This window comes from Methanobacterium sp. BAmetb5 (assembly GCF_003491305.1).
Taxonomy (GTDB): Archaea; Methanobacteriota; Methanobacteria; order Methanobacteriales; family Methanobacteriaceae; genus Methanobacterium.
This window is the reverse complement of record NZ_CP022706.1, coordinates 334,355-361,129: the sequence shown is the minus strand read 5'-3', so window position 1 is coordinate 361,129 and position 26,775 is coordinate 334,355. Positions and strand designations below refer to the sequence as shown.

Annotated in this window: 13 protein-coding genes; 9 read left to right on the top strand and 4 right to left on the bottom strand. The window is 33.3% G+C overall.

The window, feature by feature from the left end; genetic code table 11:
* Window positions 1-80: 80 nt before the first annotated feature.
* Window positions 81-2,039 carry a lectin like domain-containing protein gene (locus CIT02_RS01675; RefSeq protein ID WP_292613421.1) on the bottom strand — a complete coding sequence of 653 codons (1,959 nt, stop codon included), beginning with the start codon at window positions 2,037-2,039 and terminating at the stop codon, window positions 81-83.
* 344 nt (window positions 2,040-2,383) lie between these two features.
* On the opposite strand from CIT02_RS01675, the gene gdhA reads away from it, so the two are divergent.
* Window positions 2,384-3,718 (top strand): NADP-specific glutamate dehydrogenase, encoded by a 1,335-nt coding sequence (gdhA, locus tag CIT02_RS01670; protein WP_292613420.1) that lies wholly within the window; start codon window positions 2,384-2,386, stop codon window positions 3,716-3,718.
* 559 nt (window positions 3,719-4,277) lie between these two features.
* Here gdhA and CIT02_RS01665 read toward each other — a convergent pair.
* Together CIT02_RS01665 and CIT02_RS01660 are read right to left on the bottom strand one after the other, a co-directional pair.
* Window positions 4,278-6,155 carry a DUF262 domain-containing HNH endonuclease family protein gene (locus tag CIT02_RS01665; RefSeq protein ID WP_292613419.1) on the bottom strand — a complete coding sequence of 626 codons (1,878 nt, stop codon included), beginning with the start codon at window positions 6,153-6,155 and terminating at the stop codon, window positions 4,278-4,280.
* 167 nt (window positions 6,156-6,322) lie between these two features.
* On the bottom strand, window positions 6,323-6,994 hold the full coding sequence (locus CIT02_RS01660; RefSeq protein WP_292613418.1) for a zinc ribbon domain-containing protein: 672 nt from the start codon (window positions 6,992-6,994) through the stop codon (window positions 6,323-6,325).
* Window positions 6,995-7,141: 147 nt separating this feature from the next.
* On the opposite strand from CIT02_RS01660, the gene CIT02_RS01655 reads away from it, so the two are divergent.
* From CIT02_RS01655 to CIT02_RS01640, 4 genes are all read left to right on the top strand, one after another.
* On the top strand, window positions 7,142-7,318 hold the full coding sequence (locus CIT02_RS01655) for a hypothetical protein (RefSeq protein WP_292613417.1): 177 nt from the start codon (window positions 7,142-7,144) through the stop codon (window positions 7,316-7,318).
* Window positions 7,315-7,485 (top strand): ATP-binding protein, encoded by a 171-nt coding sequence (locus tag CIT02_RS01650; protein WP_292613416.1) that lies wholly within the window; start codon window positions 7,315-7,317, stop codon window positions 7,483-7,485. Before CIT02_RS01655 ends, CIT02_RS01650 begins: the two co-directional genes overlap by 4 nt.
* Window positions 7,486-7,539: 54 nt before the next feature.
* Entirely contained in the window at window positions 7,540-9,657 is a 2,118-nt protein-coding gene (locus tag CIT02_RS01645; protein ID WP_292613415.1) for an N-6 DNA methylase, read from the top strand.
* A gap of 327 nt (window positions 9,658-9,984) precedes the next feature.
* Window positions 9,985-10,407, top strand: coding sequence for a YkvA family protein (locus CIT02_RS01640; RefSeq protein WP_292613414.1), 423 nt, complete (start codon window positions 9,985-9,987; stop codon window positions 10,405-10,407).
* Between the two features lie 20 nt (window positions 10,408-10,427).
* On the opposite strand, the gene CIT02_RS01635 is transcribed toward CIT02_RS01640, so the two are convergent.
* On the bottom strand, window positions 10,428-14,255 hold the full coding sequence (locus tag CIT02_RS01635; protein ID WP_292613413.1) for an AAA family ATPase: 3,828 nt from the start codon (window positions 14,253-14,255) through the stop codon (window positions 10,428-10,430).
* Window positions 14,256-14,414: 159 nt separating this feature from the next.
* Here CIT02_RS01635 and CIT02_RS01630 point away from each other — a divergent pair, with 159 nt between their 5' ends.
* The 4 genes from CIT02_RS01630 to CIT02_RS01615 are packed head-to-tail and all read left to right on the top strand — an operon-like array spanning window position 14,415 to window position 26,771.
* Window positions 14,415-17,759 carry a helicase-related protein gene (locus CIT02_RS01630; protein WP_292613412.1) on the top strand — a complete coding sequence of 1,115 codons (3,345 nt, stop codon included), beginning with the start codon at window positions 14,415-14,417 and terminating at the stop codon, window positions 17,757-17,759.
* Complete coding sequence (locus tag CIT02_RS01625) at window positions 17,759-20,410, top strand: DUF1156 domain-containing protein (protein ID WP_292613411.1); 2,652 nt, start codon at window positions 17,759-17,761, stop codon at window positions 20,408-20,410. The genes CIT02_RS01630 and CIT02_RS01625 overlap by 1 nt, the downstream gene beginning before the upstream one ends.
* Before the next feature lie 5 nt (window positions 20,411-20,415).
* Window positions 20,416-23,478: an ATP-binding protein gene (locus CIT02_RS01620; protein WP_292613410.1), complete on the top strand. Its 3,063-nt coding sequence runs from the start codon at window positions 20,416-20,418 to the stop codon at window positions 23,476-23,478.
* A gap of 23 nt (window positions 23,479-23,501) precedes the next feature.
* Entirely contained in the window at window positions 23,502-26,771 is a 3,270-nt protein-coding gene (locus CIT02_RS01615; protein ID WP_292613409.1) for a helicase-related protein, read from the top strand.
* The last annotated feature ends 4 nt before the right edge of the window (window positions 26,772-26,775 follow it).

Below are 26,775 nucleotides of genomic sequence, written 5' to 3'. Positions count from 1 at the left end.
TTTTATACCTCCCTTAACCTCCTTAGTTATTAATTGTTTTTTTAAATATTAAATGGTAGTGTTGATATTGATTGAGTTATTCAGCTTCTCTTCGGTAGATAAATCCCTCCTAATATCAATAGGAAACCAATTATAACTGGTGCAATTGGTAATCCCGTATTTTGAAGTGGAATGGTAACTGCATTAACCAATCCATCGTTTGGAGTTATATGAACACTTAATACTCCAGTACTAGTCAATGGATTGTAGGTTAAGGAGTTAACTGTAACCATATTAGTGAAACTACCCAATTGACTGGCAATGGCATTGATAATAAGGATAGCTGTCTGGTTATAGGGGAGACCACCTATATTCCACAATCCACTGGCAGGGTCATAAGTTCCGAAACTAGCCCAGTAAGAAATAAACGAAAGTCCAGGGGGAAGCTTGTCATAAACTGTGACACCTGAAACAGTGTCCGGGCCCTGATTAAATAGTTTAATGGTTAACTTGATTGGATCACCCAATTTTGGGTTATCATTATCAGATTCTTGTGATAAAACCAGGCCAGCAGCACTTACAGTGAAGGCCTTTAAACATACGCTGGCATTAGTTACAAATCCGGCCATATCCAGCCAGGTTACACCATCACTACTTATGAATCCTTCCCCGAAACTAGCATTGGCCCTGCTTGAATAATTACCGAGGGGATATTCATATGCCACGGGACTAAGAATACCAGGGGACGTGATTTTTACCACAACACTAAAGATTTGTCCTAAATTAAGGGGTATGTAACTATCAAAGGGAATGGTTTTATACCCGGGAGTATCTATCACTCCGTTTTTCCAGTAAGCCAGAACTCCACTTTTGGGGTCGCCATTTTCAGGGTTTAAATAAATTGAAACATTATAGGTGGAATTGGGGGCTAGTGAGTAGAAACTGGCGGCTTTCAATGGATTGGTGGTGTTGGCAGTGAAGACATTGGAGAACCAGGCTGTTTGACAGGTAAAACCAGTCATGTTAACCAAACCATAAGGGTCATACTGGTAAACCTGGTTGTAGTTGGTGGTATTTTCAATGTTACTAAAGGCACAACCTCCTTGAGTTGCCAGTCTGGTGTCATAATAGGACATATAGAAGTACCCACCATCTCCCCAACCAGTTCCCCAGCTATTTCTTACTATGAAAGCCCCATCACCAGGGGGTGGAGTTAGGAAATTGTTCCGGTCATAATTATCATCCCAGCCCACCAGACAGATGTCATGGTTTATGGGTGCTGCAGGTTCATCACAATAATAAGCAGCTGAGCTATCATTATAAAAGTCACTGTAAACGGCCATTTGAGTTACCACAGCCCCATACTTCATAATGGCCAGTTTATACTGCGCATTATCTGAGGAATTTACCCGGGGAGGTATGATAACGTTACCCTGAACATGTTTAACTGGGGTGAGTCCGGATGGTGAGTAATCACTGGTGGTGTTATATGGGTCACCTACGGCTAAAACTGGACCAGAATAACGGGCTAAATATGCTAATACGGCTAACCAGTCCCCTCCTCCAGTGAATGTCCGGTCGAAACCTTCGGGGTAACTGTAGCTCAGGATGTTTTTAACATTGTTTTCTGAGAAATTCCAGCTTTCATATGGTAGTAAAGATGATTCCAGTGATCCTAATGTGGAGAAAACCCAGCAGGTTCCCAGGGGGTTTTGATCCTTTATCGGGGTCAGCCTGCCCAGAAGACGGAGGTCATAGTAGGAGGGGAGGTTCTCCAACTCCTCAGGGGAAAAAATCAATACACCTTTTAAATATTCGAATTTAATGGGATTGGAAAAATCATTATTGTCATCTGCACCTAGTGATGAATCTTCAAGGGCGTTGATACCTGTGGATGTATAATTAGAACTGTTATTAGTAGAGATAGAACTGTTATTAGTAAAATTATATTCAAAAGAAGTGTTAGAATGAGTTAGATTATTATCTTGACCAAAAGAAAATCCAGATGATGCAAAAACAAGTAAAAAAACCAAGGATACTATTTTTATTTTGTTAAACATTCATTTCTCCAAATTTGGCTTGTATATTAATATAAGTTAGTGATAACAATATTAAGCGTTTATCACTATATAAAATTTTTTAATGAAAAAAATCATATATTGAATTAACGAGCAAAGTTAAGCTCTACCCAACTAGGTTCTAATTACAGGGCTACTTTCCCTAGTAAATTCAATTTAAAAAAGGATTAGAACGTGATAGGATCAAATTAAAATGTTTTATAGTTGCCATTAAAAAATTTCAGGATAAACATGGGGGTAATTTCCTAAATACGCTGTTTTTGAAGAGCTATCCGAGTACAATTTTAATGAGGATGAAGACCATCTAAAAATTAGGAGATGAGGATGTGACATACGTGGATGATGTATTAAAAGAGCTTGAAAGAAAAAATCCTTATGAACCAGAGTTCATTCAGACTGCAACTGAGATTTTAAGATGTCTTAATGTAGTGTTTGAGAGGCATCCTGAATTTCAGGAAGCAAAGATTCTAGAAAGATTTTTAGAACCGGAAAGAGTGGTGATGTTTAGAGTACCATGGGTTGATGATAATGGTGAAGTACAGGTGAATCGAGGTTTTCGTGTTCAGTTCAACAGTGCACTTGGCCCCTATAAGGGAGGGCTTCGTTTTCATGAGTCAGTTAATTTATCGGTTCTTAAATTATTAGGATTAGAACAGATTTTGAAAAACAGTCTAACCGGTATGTCAATTGGCGGTGCAAAGGGTGGAAGTGATTTCAATCCAAAAGGCAGATCCGATGCTGAGGTAATGAGATTCTGCCAGAGTTTCATGACTGAACTAAAGAATTACATAGGGCCGGATATTGATGTCCCTGCGGGGGATATTGGTGTTGGTCTAAGAGAAGTAGGGTATATGTTTGGGCAGTATAATAGAATTGCAAACAGGCACAATTGTGTATTAACCGGAAGTGGAATAGAGTATGGTGGATCTCTTGTCCGAAAGGAAGCCACAGGTTATGGGCTTATTTATATATTGGAAGAAGCTTTAAGAGCAAGGGGAGAAGTTTTGGAAGGTAAAAAGATAATAATTTCTGGTTCAGGGAATGTGGCTATATATGCAGCGGAAAAGGCCATACAACTTGGAGCAACAGTTATTGCTATGTCTGACTCTAAAGGTTACATTTATGACGAAAATGGTATATCTATTCCATTTGTAAAACATATCAAAGAAGAAGAAAGAAAATGTATCCATGAATACTTAAATGATTTTCCTGACACCATTTATAAAGAAGGAAGTGAAGGTCTTTGGAACATAAAATGTGATATAGCTCTTCCCTGTGCTACTCAAAATGAGTTAGATGAAGAATCAGCTAGAAAACTTATAGATAATGGAGTTAAGTATGTTGCGGAAGGAGCAAATAAACCATCAACTCCCGGAGCTACTAAATTATTCTTAAAATCTGGATTAATGTTCTTACCAGGAAAAGCAGCTAATGCTGGAGGAGTTACCACCAGTGTACTGGAAATGGCACAAAGAAGCTCAAATATGCACTGGTCATTTGATGAAGTTGATTTACGATTAAAAAGAAACATGGTTAACATATATAGAAATATTGATAAAATGGCTAAAGAATATGGATTTGAAGGTAACTATGTAGTAGGAGCTAATATTGCGGGATTTCTTAAAGTTGCAAAGGCAATGATGGCTCAGGGTATTGTCTAAGAACTATATATTCGGTTAGGAGTAAAATACTTAAAAATTCGCATATAAGAGTTTGCAGCCATTGATTCACTGTTTTATCAACGTGCAAATGTAAGCTCTACACAACAAGGCTCTAATTCCATAGTTGAATTACTTAGGAATTACCCGGGGAGGTATGATAACGTTATCCTGAACATGTTTAACTGGGGTGAGTCCTGATGGTGAGTAATCACTGGTGGTGTTATAGGGGTCATCTACGGCTAAAACTGGACCAGAATAAAGGGCTAAATATGCTAATACTGCTAATCAGTCCCCTCCTCCAGTGAATGTCCGGTCGAAACCTTCGGGGTAACTTTAGCTGAGGATGTTTTTAACATTGTTTTCTGAGAAATTCCAGCTTTCATATGGTCGTAAAGATGATTCCAGTGAGCCTAATGTGGAGAAACCCCAGCAGGTTCCCATGGGGTTTTTGATCCTTTATCGGTGCGATTGATATTAATCTGTTAAACATTTGCGTGTCCTGATGGTTTTAATTAAATGAAAATATGAAGATAGAGATGGTAGAAAATGGAATGATTATTTAAATATTATGGGTTGACCATCTATTCATAGCAAAAGCAATTAATTCTTTTTCTCTGTGATCAATCTCATCTATCTTCCATTCCCTATATTTAATCAAATCACGCTCTATGAACCATTTAGATGTTTTATAATATTCCTTTTTATTATCAAATCCTTTATTTGATGCTCCTATGTGAGTTGTTGATAGAGTGAGGTTTCCAAGTCTCCTAACATTTTTAATATGTTCCGAAGTGGTGAATCGTTCTGTCCAGTATTTAATTTCTCCACTTGAGCCGACAATAGTTTGGGGCAAAATATGTTCAATTGTTTCCTTTTTCATTTTATTCTTAAGATGATCCCACGTTAATTCTGGTTCTTCATTGATTTCTTTACGGCATTTAAATCTTTCATACTCATAAAGGAAGTACCTAAGTCCTTTCCATTCATAAAAATCGTCATTACTGGTTAATTTAGATTCAATTTCGAACTCCGGAGCTTCATGTTCTAAAATATTATTTATTTCAGAATATATCTGAGAATAATTTTTTTTACCTTGGTAGATATCACAAGAAAGTTTATATAATCTAGTCTGAAGTTTTGAAGCCATATATCCCCACAAGTAGTATATTCTAAATGCTAAAATTTCACTTAATTGCATTAATTTTAACAATCTTTGGGGTTGATCAATGAATTTTTCATAAAGGCTAACTGCCAGTACTAAAATGTTAGATTGAACCTCTAAACGTCCTATTTGAGAAAATGTTACTAATAAATTTCTCTTAATTTTTTCATCCTCTATGTTTGGAAAAGCTTGAGGTACATCTGGGTTTAATATGTCTCTTAACCTTGCTGACATGCTTTTTAGGGAGTCAATATATTCTTCCATTTCACTGTAACATTTATCATACTCTTCATTTCGTTCGTATTTTTTGAAATAGTCTTTTAGTTGTTTATGGATGTCCGCTAATTGGCTGTTTATGCTAATTTTTTTCCCATCTTTGACTATAGTCCTCATTTTTGAATAGTAGTTGATTATATAATTTAGTCGAAGAAAACGGTTCTCATCTGAATTTTTAGACATCCCTGCTAGAGACAGATTCTCTAAGATAACTTTCCAGCTTTCGTTTATTCTTTTTACTAGATCATCGGCATCAAGTCCTTCAGAAATGCGGCCAGTTAAATAGATCAAGTAATTTTTTACTTTTTCTAATTCGGATAGTGGTTTGCCCCTATCATTCATCACTTCAAAGATAACGCCCACTTCTGCGTCATCTTCTACTTCATATAATGTAAAAACAAGCGATTGGGATATTTTATCCAATAAACGATTTAAAAGCTGAAAATATTCTTCTTCAGTTAATGGTGGGAAATTTCCAAATCTTTTAGAAACTAAATAAGATGTAAATTGTTTTTTTGCATTTGCTAAACGTTTGTGTGATTCAATAGTTTTTTCAACCCCTTTCTTATTTTCGATAATTGCGTCTCGAAAATATGAGTTGTTGTCATCATCAAGCTCTAATTTGTAAATTGAAGGCCCATCTCTGCTTTTTTCTTTAATGTAGGTCTGTTTTATAATGTCTGCAATTTCAAGGGAGGTTTCATATTTTAAATCTTCCATCTCGTTGGCGATTGAATTTAAAAGTATTATTAAGGAAGTAAATCGTTGTTGGCCATCTACAACATCATATATTGTGAAAGTTTTTGCCAAGCCTTCTCTTTTGCCTTTTTCTTTGATCACTATTGTGCCAGTATAATGATTTTTTTTATCCCTAATAAGGTCTAAATCTTCTAATAAGTCCTCACGATGCCTGTTTTCCCATGAATATCCTCTTTGATAATCTGGAACTTTAAAAATATTATGATTGAACAATTCTTGTAATGTTGGAAGATTTTTCAATATAAACACCCCCTTAATACAAATCTAATGCGTGATATGTTAATAATACTGCAAGAATGCAAGTATTATAAAGTTTTACTACGCTTGCTCCTTCTAAATATATTATCTCATTAGTCAATGAGTTATCAATATTTAAATCTATTTTAGTGATAAAAAGATAAAAAAAATCATAATTTGATGCTATGTGTACTTTCAGCAGTTTTTTTGATAAATTTGAGTGTTAACATATGGTTATCAAAATCAGCTACGGTTCTTTCGGGGATTATCTCTTTAGGTAATTTAATGTTTTTATTTAAATGACCTCTTCTAACTTCAACACGATTAATCTGAGTTCCCTGTTTTACTTCCACTTCATGGTCGAATTGCGCTTTGATGTTAAAGTTTAAAGGGGTGATATCCATGTTGATATCTTCTCTTTTAACTTGAGGTAGTTCCATATTTACAATTATGCTATCGGCAGTTTCCCTCATTTCCACAGGTATATCAAGAGTATAATCTTCAATGGCGTTTTCAATATCTTTTTTGGCTTTTTTAGCCTCATTTTTCACATCAGATAATAATTTATGGGCTAAACCTTTCTTATCTGAAACTGATCGGGAGCGGATTGGATTTTCAAAAGAAACAGTTTCCTGTATTTTTTCTACTGAAAGGTCATTTCCACAGTTCCCACAGAATTTGGCTGTTGCATTATTCTTACTACCGCAGTTGAAACAGGTTTTTTCGGTTATAACTTCTGGTTCAATTTTCTGACCACATTCAACACAGAATTTGGCAATTTCAGGGTTTTCAGCTCCACAACCAGCACAAACATTGTTATTTGATTCTAATGTTTCTTCCATTCTAATCCTCCATTACTGCTAACTATGAATATTCTTACATGCCAACAATTAAATATTTCTATTTTATAATTAATTCATAAGTTATGATCAATATTTTAAACAGAGAATATATTAGATAGAGGGATTTACATTGGGGATACTAAAGAGTTGGTTCAAGCTCCTCAATCAATATTGGAGGAGATTCTGGATGAAACCTTTGAGAAACTGAGTGAAAACCAGGATTTTGACCCAGAGTTGATTTTAAAACTGGAAAAAATTATGAATAATGGATCTTCCCTTGATGTGAAAAGATTAATTACTGTTTTAAGTGGTGGATCACCATGAGGATCCACGAACTGGAGATCTGTAACTTCAGGGGGATAAAGGAATTAAAATTTGAGCCTAAGGGGAATAACTTCCTTATTTCTGGTCCCAATGGTTCAGGTAAAAGTGCCATTGTGGATGCCGTGGACTTTCTTTTAAATGATGAGGTCTCCAAATTTCTAAAATGAAAAATTTATATTATTCCTTTAGTAAATATTGTTATGAAAAGTGGGGGGTTTTCAATGGAGAACAAATCATACAAATCTGGTTTTGTACCAGAAAACATCATTTATACACCAAATAAGATTATTTCTTTTATTTCTAACATAGTTGCTGGCTGGGAACCTGAAAGAGTACTAGACCCCGCATGTGGAAGTGGAACTCTTTTTCCCAAGATAAATGAGCATTCAACTACTAAAACAAGCTTTATTGGCGTGGATATCAGTAAAGAAATTATTGAAAAGGCGCGAAAGAAATTAAAAGATACAGATGTAAATTATGAATTATTCAATACAGATTTTTTCACATTCAAAGATAGTGTATCTGAAAAATTTGATCTCATCGTTACCCAACCCAGTTTCGTTCAATTACAGGAATCTGTTGATTTTTATGGATTCAAGATCCTGGACCTGGAAATTCATTTTTTAATGGAATCTTTAAAGCTTTTAAAGAAAAATGGTCATGCAGTGTTCATATTACCTGAACAAAAATCCTTTTTTAACTCTGATTATTATAATCCCTTACGTCAATATATCTTGGACAACTATTCTCTCGAAGCTATTATTTCTCTACCATATAACACTCTTTATCCGTATTCCAGTACAAAAACATGTATATTAATAATTAAAAATGATACCCCGAGAGATAAAGTCTTTTTTGCAAAATTTCATCAGAATGTGGAAGATATTATAATAAATAACTATTTTGAAGAAACATTTAATGATAATTTTGCCCAGGGCATATGGATTGATTCTTCAACCCTGAATGGGGATAAGGTTTATTGGACCTTTGATTTTATGAGGGGATTGGAGGAATTCAAGAAAAAAACCGAAAATTCACCCTATTCCCTAAAATTTTTGACAGATCTTACTAAATTTCGAGATAAATTTGCACCAGAACGCAATGTTTTTCTATTTCCAAAAGTTCCCCATAATGACGTTATATTTCTCACAGAACTGGAAAACAAGGATGAAATATCCGATTATTATCAGTTCATATTGTCAGATAAAAACATATCAGAACCCTATTTGAAAATATATTTAAATTCAGAAGCTGTTAAAAACGAGTTAATACTTCTCTCTTATGGTAACACTCAAAAAAAGCTGGATATGAAGGGTATCAAATCCTTGCAGATTGAGGTTCCAGATCTGAAAACTCAAAATAATATTGTTGATTCTTATCAACGGGCAGAACTGATTTTTAATGAAATAGGGTCTGCTTTCCGTAACTTTAAGCGGAATATCTTCAATTACCATGATCTGGATGATATTTTATCTAAATTTGATGATGAATATCTTCTTTACCAGTATCAGATTTGGCCTTTTGCTACTTCTCATCACATGGCCAGTAAAACAGATACCGGTTTACACAAACGCTTGGATAATTATTTCAAATTGTTCGAAATGATTGCTGCCTTCAATACTATTCTACTTTTATCCGCTCTCCCCCCGGAGATATGTTATGAAGGTAAAAAAAAGTTCTGGGATACCGGAAGTTTGAAATACTATGCCATGAGTTTCGGGTCCTGGGTGGGTTTATATGAACGTTTAATAAGTTTCTACGATGACCTTAAAGATGAAGTGTATGAATTAATCCCCTTTGAGCGAAGTTTCTACAAAAACATAGCCAATCCTCAGATAATTGATATTTTAACTCCCATTGTTAATTTAAGGAATCAAAAAGCACATGGTGGGGCAATGCCTGATGTTTTTATTAAAAAACAGATACTGGAATTAAATGAGAAACTGAATGAATTATTCCAGTTACTGGGTGATTATGAATCAATGGATTTGATCTACACTACAGGCATGGAGAAAAATAGAGGATTATACACCATACGTGCCAAATTACTCAAGGGTAATGTGTATCCCTTTGCAGAGTATAAGTTTCATACAGAAACTGATATGGATAGTAAGGTCCTCTATCTTTACAATCCAGTATCTGATGACCGTTTAAAACTCATTCCAGAACTGATCAAAATGGTAGAATGTTCTGATTGCGGTAGCTGGTCCCTCTATTTTTACAACAGTTTAAAGGACAAATATGCTCGATATGTGAGTTACCAGTACGAGATACATGATTATGAAGATACTGAGAAAGAAGTAGAAGGATTTTTTAAGAAATTGAATAATGATTATTAATTAGGATTATCGTTAGAGAACTTTGTCTAATGGGCCTCATTAGTTTTCTTAGATGTCTTAAAACATCATCTAATAAATTAATGAATATTTTTTCAAATTCTCTTCAATATTCTTGAGATGAAAGTCCCCCTTTCGATTATCTACTGTTATTATGAGAGTACCGATGGAGTCCTTCATCTGCAATGCCATTTTGTTGATACTGTTGTTTCTTTTCCCTGTTTTTCCGGTAGCTATATTTGTTAATCATTCCAAAATATCTTAAGTAATTGGAAATATATTTAAGAATATTGATTTATAATAAAACTATAACTATAAGAGGTTGTCATAATGGAAAATCAATTTAAAGATTATTTTGATGTCTTATCGGATAATTTGGCATCATATGATGGGGATTATGCCTCATTTATTGATCATGGTCCTACTCTCTACAAATTACTCACTGATGTTTTGGATGAAAAAAGTATTAGTAATGATATAAGGTTAGAAATCAGTGCAGCTATTGCTTATTATGTTATACCCATGGATATAATTCCTGAACAAATATATGGTCCTTATGGTTATATTGATGATATATTTATCAGTTCATATGTAATTAAAAAAATATCTAATAGTTTAGGATATGAAATCCTTGAAAAATATTGGATAGGGACAGAAAATCTTCAATCTGTAGTAGAAGAATGTTATAATAGATCCATCGAAGTTTTAGAAAATAAAACAGATGATATTCTCAAGTATGTTGGATTGATATAACAATATCCTTTATTCTTTTTTTAAATTAATGAATGTTTTTTAAGAATATTTTCAATTTCTTCGGAATAAATTCCTCCCTTTTTGTTATCAACACTTATAATCAGAGTACCATTTCGACCACCTTCTACGGTGATGCCATTTTTATAATACCATTCCTTTTTCTTTTCCCAATTTTGTTTATAACGAAGATTATTAAGCATTCCTAAATGTTCCCAATAATAGAATTCACCCGAATCATCATCTTCTATAATAAAGTCAGGACGCCTAACTTCACCATCAAACTCTAAAACACCCTCATATTCATAATCTATACCATAATGATAAAGTATATTAGCTATAATTAGTTCAGATTTGCTTCTGACATCTTCACCCCTTAAAGTACGATTTATTAACCTATCCTCTAGGAATAAATCTTTTTTGTCCTTAACCTCACGTGGACAGGGTGCTCGGAAAAGATTAGTGAATCTTTGATTTGTTTCAGACCATTTTTCTTCACTATAATTCATTAAATCAATTGGATTACCTTCAAATAAGATAATTATACCATCTTGTTGTCGTGTTAACGCCGTATATATCAGTTCTCTAGATATATTAAATGAATTTCGGGGAATTACAAGTATAACTTTACCGAACTCGCTTCCTTGAGCTTTATGGACAGTTAGTGCATAAGCTAATTCAAGTGAAGGTTGATCTTCATCAATATTTTTAAACCGGTATTTACTATTCATGGGAGTTAAACTCTCAAAAAACGAGTACTCCAAACCAAGCTGTGAAGAAAATTCAAATTTTAGAGCAAAATCTTTATTATTAATTGGAGATTTTTCAACGAATATGCCAATTTCTCCATTAGCAAGATAACCATCTTCCTGCTTTTTATTGTTGATATTCCAAGTACCAATAGACTGGTTTTGAATATTTATAACTTTGTCTCCCCATACTATCTCTTCAGGACCTGCTGGTTTTGCTTTTTTAGTATAATCATCGTATCGTTTTAGTTTATTTTCTCTAGATCTAGCGGATCGAATATAAGCAGTTTTAAATTTTTGATGTATGGCGCGGTTAATTTCACTTACTCCATGATTTCTATTACGAACTGGTGATAAGATTTGCCATTTTTCAGCTTTTTTAGCGGCCCCAACTTTAAATATGCCATTTACAGCACCTAAAGAATTATTAAAGGTTTTATAATCATTATTAGTCTTTAAATTGAGTTCATTTTTTAGTATTTCAAATAATAAATGGCTGAATTCATCTGGTGAGTCCCATTGGTAAATTTTAAGACAATCTGATTTTTTCAAACCATTTAATAAATCAAATATCATATCATCGGTAGAAAGAAGAGATCCTCCTCTAAACCAGTTAGCTAGTTGAATATCATACCTTTTTCCACATTCTTCTAGAGTTTGACGTCGGTTGATGGTCAATTCTGCATATGAATCACCAACTTTTGGGAACTGATTATCATCAAGAGTTTCAGGTTTGAACTCTGTAATAATATCGACAAAAGGTCTTCCAGTTCCAATTGGTGGAAGTTGATAACGATCTCCAACAAGAATCAGTCGTTTATAACCTTTGATTGATTGTAAAAGTGATGCTAACATCTCTTCAGTTAGCATGGATGCTTCATCTACTATTACAGTTTCCCCTACTCTTTTTGGAGGTTCATCATTCAAGAAGAACCTTCCTGTTTCCCCATTGTATCTGCTTGATTTAACCAAAAATTGTGCGATGTTGTATGCTTTTATTTTGGGATCTTTTCGAGAAGATAAACCCAAAGCTTGTTCCATTTTTACTCTAGCTTTACCTGTGGGGGCAAGTAATAAAATACCTCGTTCTCTAATTTCAGGTTCCTGACAAAGAATAGAAAGTAAAGTCGTTTTTCCAGTACCAGCCGATCCTATTAAAACTGAAAGACGAGATTCAGCTATTTCTCTCAATGCAGCTGATTTTTCATCCCTTGCCTTTTTTTCAGCTTCTGGATCTTTTGATTTTTCTAGAGGGTATTTTTTCTCAAGATAATTAAATAGTAATTTTTCCCATTCAATATTGCTGAGATTCCTTTTACCTTCCTTTCTAGAAAGTAATTTATTTTTAATAAAATTAGCGTTTTTATAGATCTCTGTTAGTTGATATGCGGGTTTACCATCTTCCATTTCAATTTTTTCGATTACTTCTAAGAAATATTTCTCTTTAGCTAAAATTATTTTACCATTTAAATTACATGGGGGATCTAATTGGAGTTCTTTGGATTTTTCGATAATTAAGTTCTGAGGGAGTAAAGAATGACCTTCATAGGTAGCTTCTTCAAGAATTTCTGATATTAACGCTCTAATCCTTCTCCAATCTAATTCTGATTCAATTTTACTTTTATCTGGCAAGGGGAATTTATTTGCTATTTCATGACATGGTAAGACACCATGGTCAATTGTTAAAAAGCTAATAGGTTCAACAGTATGATGAGTTTGTTCAAAAATTAAGTAAGGATTTTCTAAAACTTCATTTTCATCAAAGTTTAAACCAAACTCATCACGGGTTTCTGGCATTAAAATCATTTTTGCTTGTAGAGGAGAAAGATCAAATCTACTAATTAATTGAAGAAGATCTTTTTCGTCATTGGTAAGGATTTCCCACACATCTTTCATTCCTTTAAGTTCACCAGCCAGTTCATTAGAAAAATAGTCATCAGGATTTTCGAATGATGCTTCTAATATAATCCACGGATTTTCATCCTCTTTCAATTGGTCATCTATTTCTAATGCAATAAAGTTTCCTAAACTAAAACCTAAAGCTGTAAGCGCTGATCCCATTCCAGGGTAAGGTCCCCTCATTTTCCAAAGTTCTCCAATTTGCAAGTTAATCCAATTGAGGCTTTTTTTCCAAGGACCTTTTAATCCAATTTTAATAGCTTTTTTAAGTGATTCTGCGCAGGATAACATAACATCAATAGCGGAATCATTGCTAACATGTTCAGTTACATAAGAAAATTCACGTATTTTTCCTTTAGGGGGATAAACGGCCAATTCCGTAGGATCAAATTCTATATCTGGATTTTCGTCAGCAAATTTAATCGCGGCATGATATGGTAATATGAAACCATCATCAAAATCTGGGCGAATACTATGATGGACCATTCTCTCCCAAATTAAGCCCCTATACTCTCGATCTTCTTTATAATCATATTCGCGGTAATCATCGATTTGTTTGACTCTACCCACACCGATAATTATCCGATTCTGTTCTTCCACAAAGGGGACTTTTTTAGCATAAAAGAAGCAAAGTGATTTTTCAGGCTTTATTTGAGAATAAAACCAGTCTATTATTAGTTTTTGATTATTGTAAACGTTTGCCCAATCCGTTCTTATCTCATTATCCTTTTCGAAATCTTTTTCGTTTTCCATACTCACTGGAAGGGTATTAGATTCTAATAATGATTTAATCCCTTTTTTCGACAACCAATAAAATGGAATGGTTGAAGCAGAATATGGGGGGTTACTAATTTTAGTAGGTAAAAAATGACTAAGTTTTGGACGATAAGTATAAGGATATTTGATAGTTAAATTATACTCAAAAGGAGACATAAAGGCCATTCTTTCGCTAACACAAGCAGGATACTGTTTATCTTCTAATTCATCTAAACATTTTCCTGCATTTTTTTGATTTCTTAATTTTCGGTAATTAGGATGTTTTGTAACTTCATAATCAAGACAATAATCAGCACCATCATCTTTTTTAGGAGCTAATCTATCCAGAATTAGACAAGAACTATTTAAATTTGGATTTTGGCAGACAGTTCCTTCCCAACCCGTATCATGCCATGGCACTCTTATAGATAGATGCTTTAGACCCATTCATAATATCTCCTATTAATCAGTTCTTTTCATTAATAATTTCTAAATTGTGTATATTAATTGATTTATTACGATATAATTCAATTGTAATAAAAATATTAATTAATCGACAATATTAATTAATATCTGATTGGCATAAACCATTCATGGGAGTTAAAAATGATTAAAGAAGGATCAATACTCGAAGGACCTTACTGGCCAGAAGCGATTGAAGTAAAAATAATAGAAGATTTCGGAGATCATGTCCACATCATTGGAACTACTATAAACTCAGGTGATACTGTAGATCATCTTTTAACAAAAGCAGAATTTGAAGATCTTAATGATAGTGATGGTGAAACTGGAACCGGTAGAGAAATATTATTAGATTTTTCAGCCCCTGCCAGCGAAGTGTTCCTTTCACTAGAAGCATTAAAATACAAATTTGCTTCCATGTTTGACCCCTTTTTAGCTATGAACACTTCGAAAATAGATCCACTTCCATTTCAACTTGATGCAGTTTATTTACATGTACTTAAAAATCCTAAAATTCGTTTTATGATTGCTGATGACCCTGGTGCAGGTAAAACTATAATGGCGGGGTTGATTATCAAGGAGCTGAAACTTAGAGGTTTAGCTAGACGTATTTTGATTGTATCTCCAGGTCATTTGAAATATCAATGGCAAAGAGAATTGAAGGATAAATTCCAGGAAAATTTTACCTTAGTTGACCGAACCTTCATAAATTTATTCCAATCAGAAAATGCATGGGAAGTGGAAAATCAACTAATTACTTCCATTGATTTTGCAAAACAAGATGATATTATTGAATCCTTAAACCCAGTCCATTGGGATTTAGTTGTAGTTGATGAAGCCCATAAAATGGCAGCTTATCGATATGGGAAAAAGATCACTAAGAGAAAGGGTTACAAACTAGGGGAAGTTTTTTCTCGTACTGCTGAAAATTTATTATTCCTTACAGCCACTCCTCATAAAGGTGACCCTGAGAATTACCGTTTACTGCTTGATTTGTTAGCCCCCGGTTTCTTTGCAGACCAGAAAATGTTAACTGAGGCTCGGAAAAAGGGTGAAAATCCATTATTTTTAAGAAGAATTAAGGAAGACCTCCGGGATTTTGAGGGTAAACCAATTTTTACTAAAAGATCTACTCAAACTGTTTCCTTTAACCTTTCTGATGAGGAAATGGAACTTTATGAAAAATTATCTAAATATGTAATGTATCAGTTTAACAAAGCTATTGATCAAGAGAGGAGAAGTTTTGTTTTTGCACTTTTATTATTACAACGAAGAATGGCATCAAGCATATATGCTTTGCAAAAATCTCTTAAGCGCAAAAAAGAAAAATTTGAATACATATTAGAAAATCCAGATTTGCTAAATCAATACACATCAACAAGATTCAATAGAAGGGAAGATGAATCAGAGGATATTCGTTGGAAAGAAGAGCAAAAATGGGAACTAGCTACGTTATCTTTGAATTTGGAAGAATTATCTGAAGAGATCAAAACCCTCAGTGAATTAATTGAAATGTCTGAAACCATTCTCGTTTCAGGTAATGAAACCAAAATTGAAAAACTAAAATCTGTCATGGAATCCTTAGGTGATGAAAAAATACTCATTTTCAGTGAATCTAAAGACACAGTTGACTACCTAATTGATACAATTACCTCATGGGGTTATTCAGTTAACACCATCCACGGCGAAATGAATATGTACCAACGAATTGAAGCAGAAAAAGTTTTCAAAGAGAAAACTCAAGTTATGGTGGCAACGGAAGCCGCTGGTGAGGGTATTAACCTACAATTCTGTCATTTAATGATTAACTATGATATTCCATGGAACCCTAATCGTTTAGAACAACGAATGGGACGTATTCACAGATATAAACAAAAAGAAGATGTCAATATTTTCAATTTAGTTGCTAAAAATACTCGAGAAGGTAAAGTTCTGGCTAGAATACTAGAAAAACTAGAAGAGATTAGAAATTCCATTGGTACCGATAAAGTTTTTGATGTAATTGGTGATGTTTTCCAAGGTAAAGACCTATATCAAATGGTTAGTGATGCAGTATCCGGCAAAAGAAGTGTTGATGACATAGAAAAAGATATTGACATTCCATTAGATGAAGATTACAAAAATACCTTAATCAAGGAATTAGTTGATGAAGGTTTAGTTGATTCAATTGATTATAAATCAATTAAAGAATTAGAAGAATTAACTCAAGAATCCCGTTTAGTACCTGAATATTTGGAAGAATTTTTCAAAAAGGCATTTAAAAAAGTTGGTGGAAAATTCACAACACGAAAAAATGGTACATTAAACATAGCTTCCCTACCTGCGGATATTAGAAGAGCTGCAGATAACACTGATTTCAAGAAATCATTTGGTCGGCTGAATAAATCATATCCTAGATTAACATTTGATAAGAATTTTGCTTCTGAAAATTCAGATTACGACTTTTTGTCATTTGGACATCCACTCCTTGAAGCAGTGTTAAAATGGGTAGAACTGAATTATTCTAACACTTTACAAAGAGGATGTGTCTTCCGTGACCCTAATAATAAATTTGAAGGATTATTTTGGTTCTTTGAAGGAACAGTAAATGATGGAAAAGGAGAAACAGTAGGTAAAAAGCTTTTTGCCCTATACGAAAGTGGGGAAAAACTCGAAGATATTAACCCATCCATAATATGGGATTTAGAACCAATTGATGATTCAAAACCTTTCAAACACAATTTTGATAAAACAAAAGCCCAGAGTCATGCCATAAAAATCATTGAAGAATATTCAAATAATCTGAAAGCAGAAAGAAAACGTCAATCTGGAATAAGACGTAAATATGGTATTAAATCTCTTGAATTCTTCATTAGCGAGTTAGATGCTGATCTGACCTCATTATACTTTAGGCAAAGTATGGGTGAAAATGTTGATTTAGCCATCCACAACAAAGAAGAAAAGAAGAAGAACTATGAAATAGCCCTAAATAAGCTGAAAGAAGACATTATCAAAGAAGAAAGCGTTAGTATGTCCATGCCTAAATTTATTGGAGCCATTAAAGTCATTCAAGATGAAGATTGGGATAATTTAGAAGGAATTAGTACCAAGGAAAAATTAGAAGCTGAATTTAATGTTGAACTGATTGGAATGGATGTCACTATGGAATTTGAAAAAGAGCAAGGTAGAATTCCTGAAGATGTTTCTAAGTTAAATTTAGGTTTTGATATTCGTTCACGTAGTGAAGAAGGTGAATTGAGGTATATTGAAGTTAAAGCTCGTAGTGAAGAAGGGCTTGTGAAGTTAACCCTCAATGAATGGTTCAAAGCCAAACGATTCCGAGAGAATTATTGGTTGTATGTTGTAGCAAATGCAACAACAACCCCTACGCTATATGTAATCCAGGACCCTGTTTTTAATCTAAAAGCCGAGAAACAGTTTGATGTAAGTTTGGTTGTGTATCCTGATGAGTGGAAGAAGGGTGAAAAGGTCTACGAGAAGGTGGACTAATGGATAGAAGGTTTATTGAGGATAGTTTTCCTGTAAAGGAGGTTAGTGAGGAGTCTTCAAGTGAAAAAAACGTTCGACATGGCCATATTTCTACTCTTCATATTTGGTGGGCAAGAAGACCTCTTGCTAGTTCTCGTGCAACAAATTATGCTGCTCTAATTCCTAATCCTCCTAATAATCAAGAAAGAGAGAAAACACGAAATTTTATTATAGAATTATCTAGATGGTCAAATTCTGATAACAAAAATTTATTAAATAAGGCTAAAAAGGATATTTTAAGTGCAAACGATAATTCCCCTGTAAAAATTTTAGATCCATTTTCAGGAGGGGGTTCTATCCCCTTAGAAGCTCTTCGTTTAGGTTGTGAATGTTATGCAAATGATTATAATCCCGTTGCTGTTTTAATTGAGAAATGTACTTTAGAATATCCTCAGAAATATGGGCATCAAATTGAAACGTATGCTGAAAAATCAAATCCTCTTATTCAAGATTTTCAAAAATGGGCTTTGTGGTTATTAAATACTGCAAAAAATGAATTAAAAGAAAAGTATCCAATAGAAAAAAATAATGCGCTGCCTGTAGGTTATAAATGGGTTAGGACTCTGAAATGTCAAAATCCAAGTTGTGGATTAGAAATTCCTATTGTCAGAGATTTTTGGCTTTCTAAGAAGAAAAACAAAAAAATTGCATTAATGCCATTATTCCATAATAATAAACTAGAGTTTAAAATCGTTGGTCAGAATGATGAAATACCTACAAACTTCAATCCTTCAAATGGAACAGTTAAAAAGGCTTCTATAGAGTGTTTAAAATGTGGTTCCATAATTGAAAGTAAGGATACTCGGAATCTTTTTAAAAATCATAAATATGATGAAAGAATCGTTGCTGTTGTTTTAAAAAATTCTGATAAAGGAAAAAAAGGAAAATATTATCGAATAGGAGATGAAAAAGACAATATAATTCTTCAAAATATAAATAAAGAATTAAATGAAATTGAAGATAATTATTTCATTAACAAGAAGATTCCTAAAGGTAAAGGCAGAGGTGCAGAAAGGGGTTTTACAGTAGGAAATTATGGTTATGATACTTGGGATTCAATTTTTAATCCAAGACAAAAGTTAATGCTTATTCGTTTTTCAGATCTGGTTTTTAAAGCTTATAGATTAATGATAGAACAAGGATATGAAGAAAATTACGCTAAAGCAATATCTACTTATTTAGCTTTAGCCGTTGATAGATTAGCAGATTATAATTCCACACTATCAAGATGGGTCCCAAATGGAGAATTTATTGGAAATACTCTAACAAGGCAAGCTCTTTCTATTGTCTGGGATTATTTTGAGTTATGTCCATGGAGTGAAGCTACAGGTGATTGGAATTCGGCAGTTAATTGGATATCAAAAACCATAGAACATTGTTCAAAAACCAGCTATATTCCCTCAAAAGTTACACAGGGTTCATCCACATCATTACCTTATCCTGATAATTATTTTGATGCAATTTTCACTGATCCGCCTTACTATGACAATATCCCATATTCCTTATTAGCCGATTTTTTCTATGTATGGCTCAAAAGATCAATTGGAAACATCTATCCAGAATTGTTTACTACTCCTTTAAGTCCTAAATCAAAAGAAGTTGTGGCTTATACATATGAAAAATCATGGGAAGAATCAAAAATATTTTTTGAAAAAATGTTAAATAAATCCTTCATCGAGATTTATCGCGTTTTAAAAGAAGGAGGTATTGCTACTATTGTTTATGCCCATAAAACTACTGAAGGTTGGGAAACAGTGATTAATGCATTGTTGGATTCAGGACTGACAGTTACTGCATCATGGCCCCTTTCAACAGAAAGGAAAGCAAGAACCAGATCAAAAAGCTCTGCTGCATTAGCATCCTCCATATATATTGTGGCACGTAAATTTGAGAAAGATAGAATTGGATGGTATAATGATGTTAAAGCAGAAATCAAAGATTATGTGCCTAAAAAGTTAAACAAATTATGGGATGAAAAAATCTCGGGTTCTGATTTCTTTATAGCTGCTATAGGTTCAGCAATTGAAATTTTTGGGAAATATGAAAAAATAATGGACTTTGAAGGTAATGAAATCAGAGCTGATAAACTCCTAAGTTTTGTGAGAGATGTTGTAACAAATTATGCAATGACTCAGATCCTTCATGAAGGTTTAGCAGGAGAATTATCGCCATTAACTAAATTTTATTTATTATGGCGATGGAATTATCAGGACTCAAGCGTTCCCTTTGATGAAGCTCGTAAATTAGCTCAAAGTGCTGGTATTGATTTATCTGAAGAATGGAACAAGGGTTTTATATTAAAAAATGGTCAGTTTATTAATGTATTAGGACCAGAAAAAAGGAAAGTAAAAGATCTTGAAGATCCTGTAGAATTAATTGATACACTTCATTCAGTTTCTATCTTATGGAATAAACAAAAAAAAACAGAAGTGAAAAATATTTTAGAAAAAACAGGTTGGATTAATAACGATGCTTTCTTTAGGGTGGCTCAAGCTATTTCTGAAACTTTGCTTGATGTGAGTTCTGAAAAAATATTAATTCAGAGTTTCCTAGCAAGTAAAGACATCATCATGAAGAATATGAGTGATGAGGGTCAAAGTAAGTTACTTTAAGTGAGATGAGAGAAATGAAACCTTTTTCAATGGTTGCCAAACCACATAAGGATATATTTGAGAAAAAACTAAGAATGGATGTATTTGCAGCTGATTTGTGGTATGTTTTTAAGGGGGAGGGTCCGGAGGAATACAAAGATCCTAATCTGTTCTTTAAAAAAACTTATCTCACTCAGGGTTTGAATAATATTCTCGATGTTGCTAAGATGAGACTCAATGGGGAAGGTGGAGACCCTATAATACAGCTTCAAACTCCTTTTGGTGGAGGTAAAACACACACCTTGATAGCATTATACCATAAAGCCCGTGAAATGGGTGCTAATGTTGTTGTTATTGATGGTACTGCATTAGATCCTAAAGATGTTAATATTTGGGAGGAAATGGAAAGGCAACTAACTGGAAAAATAGATAAATTAAAAGGACCTACCTCTCCGGGGAAAGATAAAATACGAGATTTATTAGTTTCCAAACAACCAGTAATGATTTTAATAGATGAATTATTGGAATATGCCACTAAAGCATCAGGAATAGAAGTGGGAAGATCTAATTTAGCTTCACAATTACTTGCCTTCATCCAGGAACTTACCGCTGCCATTAGCACTGTTGAAAATTCGATGATGATTCTCACCTTGCCATCTAGTGAAACTGAACATTTTGATTCAGAAGCAGAAGCCCTTTATCACAATCTATCCATTAAAATTCAGAAGGTAGTGGGTAGAGTAGAGATGATATATACTCCAGTACAGGATGAAGAAATATATCCCGTCATTAGAAGAAGGTTATTTAGTTCTGTGGATGAAGAAGAAGCTGAAAACATTGTTGATGAATTCATTGATTATGCAGACCAGGAAAATATTCTACCTAAAAAAATAGACAAATCAGAATATAAAAAGAAGTTCATCCAAAGTTACCCGTTCCAACCAGAAGTAATTGACATTCTGTACACTAGATGGGGGTCCTTCCCAGAATTTCAACGCACTAGAGGAGTATTAAGGTTCCTTTCATTAATCGTCAATTCCTTACGAAATTCTAAAAATTCACTAATTCATTTATCAGATTTCGATCTTAATGATGAAACCATTAAAAGAGAACTATTAAAATATGCTGGGCATGAATATGATGCCATAATAGCTTCAGATATAACATTACCCACCTCTGGGTCTAAAGAAGTCGATGTTACACTTGGTTCGGCGTATTTGCCTTACAATATAGGCACCAAAGTTTCAACTACTATGTTTTTATATTCATTCCCAACCGGTTTAAGTGGGAAAAATGGTGCATCAATTAAAGAAATTCAACTTTCATGTATTGATGTTGATATCCCCAGCAACATCATAGAAGTAGCCATCAATAGACTTGAAGATAACCTTCTTTACTTGCACTCAAAGGACAATCGATACTTATTTTTAAACAAAATCACTCTTAACCGAGTTAAAGAGATTAAAAAAGAAGGCATAACCGATGAAATGATTCGGGAAGATGAAGAAAACCTCTTGAATAAAATTTTAGGAAAAAAAGTCTTTGATGTTTATAAATGGCCTTATAACTCGAAGGATATCCCTGATACTAAAAATTTGAAATTAGTTATTGAAAATGATAAAGACTTATTAATTGATTTCTTAGAAAACTATGGAGATCGTCCACGAGTTTACCGTAACACCCTAATTTTTTTAAGTCCTTTAGAATCTGAAAGAGGGGTATTGAGAAATGCGATTAAAGACAAATTGGCATGGAAATTAGTTATCGAAGATAAATTATTAGATCTTACTCCAGATCAGAAAAATGAAGTAAACAAAAAGATTAGAGAATTAGAAAATGATTCTAAAGAGTTTATACGCAACTTATATAGGCTAATTTTCCTCCCATCTCTAGATGGACTTAAAGAAATAGATCTTGGTCGTCATCCCTATGGGATGGATCATTCCATTGAAATAGACATTCAAAAACGATTAAAAAATGAAGATGAACTAACTGAAAAGTTATCTCCGCTTATTATTCGTGAAAAATATCTGAAAGGGAAAAGACATGTTGAAACTGTTAAAATTCATGACTCTTTCTACAAAACACCTGGTGAGATCCGGATAACATCCGAAGAAGTTTTTAAAAGATCCATTCGTGAAGGTGTCAAAGAAGGTTTATTTGGATTAGGTGATTTCGAAGATGATAAACCATACTGTAAATTCTATAAAAAAGTTTGCTCACCTGAACTAGTCCATGGAGAGTTATTAATTGATGCCGAAATTTGCATTAATTTCGCTTTCGAACCACCAACATCAGAAGAAATCAAGAATGATATTCTTAAATCTGATGACTGCGTTGAAACTCCTAAAATCCTACAACTATATGCAAAATTAAACCCTGCAGTTGATAAAAATATAATTTGTCAAAGTGTTCAATCTGCAATTATTGATGGTGTAAAAAAAGGTGACTTTGGTTTAGGAATAAAAGAAGATGAAAAAATAAAATGTATTTCATTCCAAAGAGATTGTTTAGTAGATTTAGTCTATCCAGAAATCATTATAAATCCTGATTTATGTAAAGAAAAACCACTTCATCCTCCATTTGAAATAACTCCCGAAGATATTAAGAATCTATACTTGGATTCATCTGATTTTTTCGAAACAAAAAAAATCACGGAATCTATCGTTTCAGAAAGTCCAGAACTGGACTTTAATGAAATTCGCCAAAATGTTAAAGTAGCTATTAATCAAGGGATTAAAAGAGGTTATTTCCTTTTGGGAATTTTAGAGGAAGGAACGCCTAAATGTTTGAAAAAGGATGAATTAATCCCCAAATTAACCATAGATGAAATTATAGTTATTCCAGAATTATGTAAAAAAGACGTAATTTCGGAAATTGAACTTGAATTAGAAGTTTCTTTGGAAAAAGTAGCGGATATAATCAAAATGATTGCTTACCTCAAAGGGCCTTTTGATGATGTTGACACCAAAGCTAAATTCAACATAATTGTTAAAGATGGGGAAATTTCTGCTTCTGATTATGAAAATAAAATCAAAGAAACATTAGAACAATTAGATATTTCACCTTCAGTGGAATTAACTAAATAATCTTCTAAAAGGGGAGTAAGAAGATGTTAAAAGAAGGAATAACGGTATCAGGACCTTTTTGGCCAGAACAAATAGAGATTAAAAAAGTTGAAAAATTAGGAGAAAATACTCTTATTATTGGTTCTACAGTCCAATCAAATCAGCTCTTTGAAAATTTGCTTGATGATGAGGATCTTAAAAAACTAGTTATAGATGATTTTGTAATAGATTTTTCATCTCCAGCGAGTGAAGTCTTTCTATCATTAGAAGCACAAAGATACAGATATACTTCAATGTTTGACACTTTTTTGGCCATGAATACTTCCAAAATTGATCCACTTCCTTTTCAATTAGACGCCGTATATCTTCATGCGTTGAAACAACCTAAAATGCGGTTTATGATTGCAGATGACCCTGGTGCTGGTAAAACTATAATGGCCGGGTTAATCATCAAGGAATTGAAACTTAGAGGATTAGCTAAAAAAATTTTAATCGTATCTCCGGGTCATTTAGCCAGTCAATGGCAAAGGGAAATGAAAGATAAGTTTAATGAATCTTTTAGAACTGTTAATAGGTCATATATCAATAGTTACAGTTTAGAAAATGCTTGGGATGTCGAAAATCAATATATTACTTCGATTGACTTTGCAAAACAAAAAGATATACGTGCAATGTTAAGTGGAACAAAATGGGATTTGGTAGTGGTTGATGAAGCCCATAAAATGTCTGCATATATGTACGGTAAAAAAATTTCCAAACGACAAAGATATCGTTTGGGTGAAGTTCTATCAAGAACTACTGAACACATGCTATTTCTTACTGCAACTCCTCACCAAGGAGATCCAGAAAATTACCGACTACTTCTTGACCTACTTTTACCAGGTTTTTTTGCAGATCCTGCAATGATCAATGAAGCTCGGCGGAACGGTGATAATCCTCTTTTTATTAGGAGAATAAAAGAAGATCTCAGAGATTTTGATCAAAAACCTATTTTTACCAAAAGGTATACAACAACAGTTAAATTCGATTTGAATGAACAGGAAATTCAATTATACGAAGATGTATCAAGATATGTTCGTACGCAATTCAATCGAGCTTTAATGAGAGGTAAGCGAGTAGGTTTTTCATTTGCACTTTTAATTCTTCAAAGAAGAATGGCTTCGAGTATATATGCACTATTGAAGTCTTTGGAAAGGAAAAAAGCTAGTTTTGAAGAAATCATTGAAAACCCAAAATTACTCAAAAAATATCAATCCATTGATGATAAGGATTTAGAAGATGAATCAGAAGAAGATCGTTGGATATTGGAATCAGAATGGGAAAAAAAGACCACCGTAGATACTATCACTGCCTTAAAAGCTGAAATAAAAACGTTAGACCATCTTATAATATTAGCAAATTCTATCTTGGGTGAACGAAACGAAACGAAACTTTCTAAACTGAGAGAAGTAATGGATTCTCTAGGTGAGGAAAAGATACTGATTTTTACTGAAGCTAAAGATACTCTGGATTATTTGATTGAAAAAATTAGCTCTTGGGGGTATGAAGTAAATACCATTCATGGTGGTATGAATATGGATGAGCGGGTTAAAGCTGAAAGGGTTTTCCAAGATCAAACTCAAGTCATGGTAGCCACAGAAGCTGCAGGTGAAGGTATTAATCTCCAATTCTGTCATTTAATGATAAATTATGACATTCCATGGAACCCTAACCGTTTAGAACAAAGAATGGGAAGGATTCATCGATACAAACAAGAAAAAGATGTTAATATATTTAATTTTGTAGCTGAAAATACCCGCGAAGGTGCAGTATTAGCAACCATTCTAGATAAATTAAATGAAATAAAAAAATCGATAGGCTCTGATAAAGTATTTGACGTCATTGGTGATGTATTTCAAGGAAAAGATCTTTATAATTTAATCGCTGAAGCGGTTTCAGGCGAAAGAAGTGTAGTTGATATTCAAGATGAATTAGACTTTGAAGTTGATGGAGAATACAGGGAAAGGTTAAAAAAAGAATTATTAAATCAAGGTTTAGTAGATAATATTGATTATGAATCCATTTTTGATTTAAGTGAGATGAATGCTGAATTAAGTCTCGTGCCAGAATATTTAGAAGAATTCTTTAAAAAGGCATTTATAAAAGCTAATGGCAGATATAACATTAGAAAGGATGGTACAATCCAAATACGAACAGTACCGCTTGAAATTCGTAAAAATAATGATCAAAATTCATTTAAAAAGAACTTTGGCATTATTGAAAAATCTTACACAAGTATAACCTTTAACCGTGATAATGCTAATAATGGAACTGAACTAGTTACATTTGGACATCCACTTTTAGAGGGTCTTATTGAATGGGTTGAAAAATCATTTTATGAAAAAATGCTAAAAGGTTGTTCTTTTTTTGATCCTTCTGGAGAATATGATGGATATATTTGGTTCTATGAAGGTGCCGTTAAGGATGGTAAGGATGAAATTGTAGGTAAAAGATTGTTTGCCATATACGATGATGGTCACGAAATTAAAAAGATTGATCCATCAATATTATGGAATTTTGAACCTGTGGATGAACCAACACCTTTGAATGTTCAATTAGATCGAAAAACACCCAAAATTCAGGTTATTGGGTTGGCTAAGAACTATCTAAAAGAACTCAAAGTTGAAAGAGAGCGTCAAGCTAATGTGAAGAAGAAGTATGGAATAAAATCACTCCAGCAATTAATAACTGAAATAGATGCTGATTTAACAGAACTTTATATAAGATCAGATATTGGTGAAGATGTTGATTTAGCGATATACAATAAAGAAACAAAGAAAAAAGAATATGAATCTTCATTAAAACAATTGAATCAAGAGATTGTTCAAGAAAGTAGCCTTAGTATATCTTTACCTAAGTTTATTGCCACTATTAATGTTAAATCGAAAACTATTCCCACGACTAATGACTCGAAAATTAATATAATTTTAAATTATGAAATTAAGGAAGGTCGTGAACCCTTATTGACTCCATCAAGCTCCGGCTTTAATATCAAATCAAAGGATAAAAACAAGATTAGATTTATAGCTTTTAAATTTGTCAAAGATATTGAAAGTAAAATCACGTTAACGCTTAATGAATGGTTAAAAGCAAAACGATTCGGAGAAAATTACTGGTTATACATCTTAGTAGATAACGGTAATTCTTATGATTTGTACTTGATCCAGGACCCAAAAAATAAATTAGAAACGTCAAAAGAAGATTTTTCTGTTAAGGTAGTTCCTGAGAGGTGGCAAGTAGCTAATAAAGTTCTTGAAATAAATAAAAATTATTGAGGTT

Coding starts and splice junctions, on each gene's coding strand:
- CIT02_RS01675 (WP_292613421.1), bottom strand. CDS start 2,039: ATGTTTAACAAAATAAAAATAGTATCCTTGGTTTTTTTACTTGTTTTT.
- CIT02_RS01660 (WP_292613418.1), bottom strand. CDS start 6,994: ATGGAAGAAACATTAGAATCAAATAACAATGTTTGTGCTGGTTGTGGA.
- CIT02_RS01650 (WP_292613416.1), top strand. CDS start 7,315: ATGAGGATCCACGAACTGGAGATCTGTAACTTCAGGGGGATAAAGGAA.
- CIT02_RS01645 (WP_292613415.1), top strand. CDS start 7,540: ATGGAGAACAAATCATACAAATCTGGTTTTGTACCAGAAAACATCATT.
- CIT02_RS01640 (WP_292613414.1), top strand. CDS start 9,985: ATGGAAAATCAATTTAAAGATTATTTTGATGTCTTATCGGATAATTTG.
- CIT02_RS01635 (WP_292613413.1), bottom strand. CDS start 14,255: ATGGGTCTAAAGCATCTATCTATAAGAGTGCCATGGCATGATACGGGT.
- CIT02_RS01630 (WP_292613412.1), top strand. CDS start 14,415: ATGATTAAAGAAGGATCAATACTCGAAGGACCTTACTGGCCAGAAGCG.
- CIT02_RS01625 (WP_292613411.1), top strand. CDS start 17,759: ATGGATAGAAGGTTTATTGAGGATAGTTTTCCTGTAAAGGAGGTTAGT.
- CIT02_RS01620 (WP_292613410.1), top strand. CDS start 20,416: ATGAGAGAAATGAAACCTTTTTCAATGGTTGCCAAACCACATAAGGAT.
- CIT02_RS01615 (WP_292613409.1), top strand. CDS start 23,502: ATGTTAAAAGAAGGAATAACGGTATCAGGACCTTTTTGGCCAGAACAA.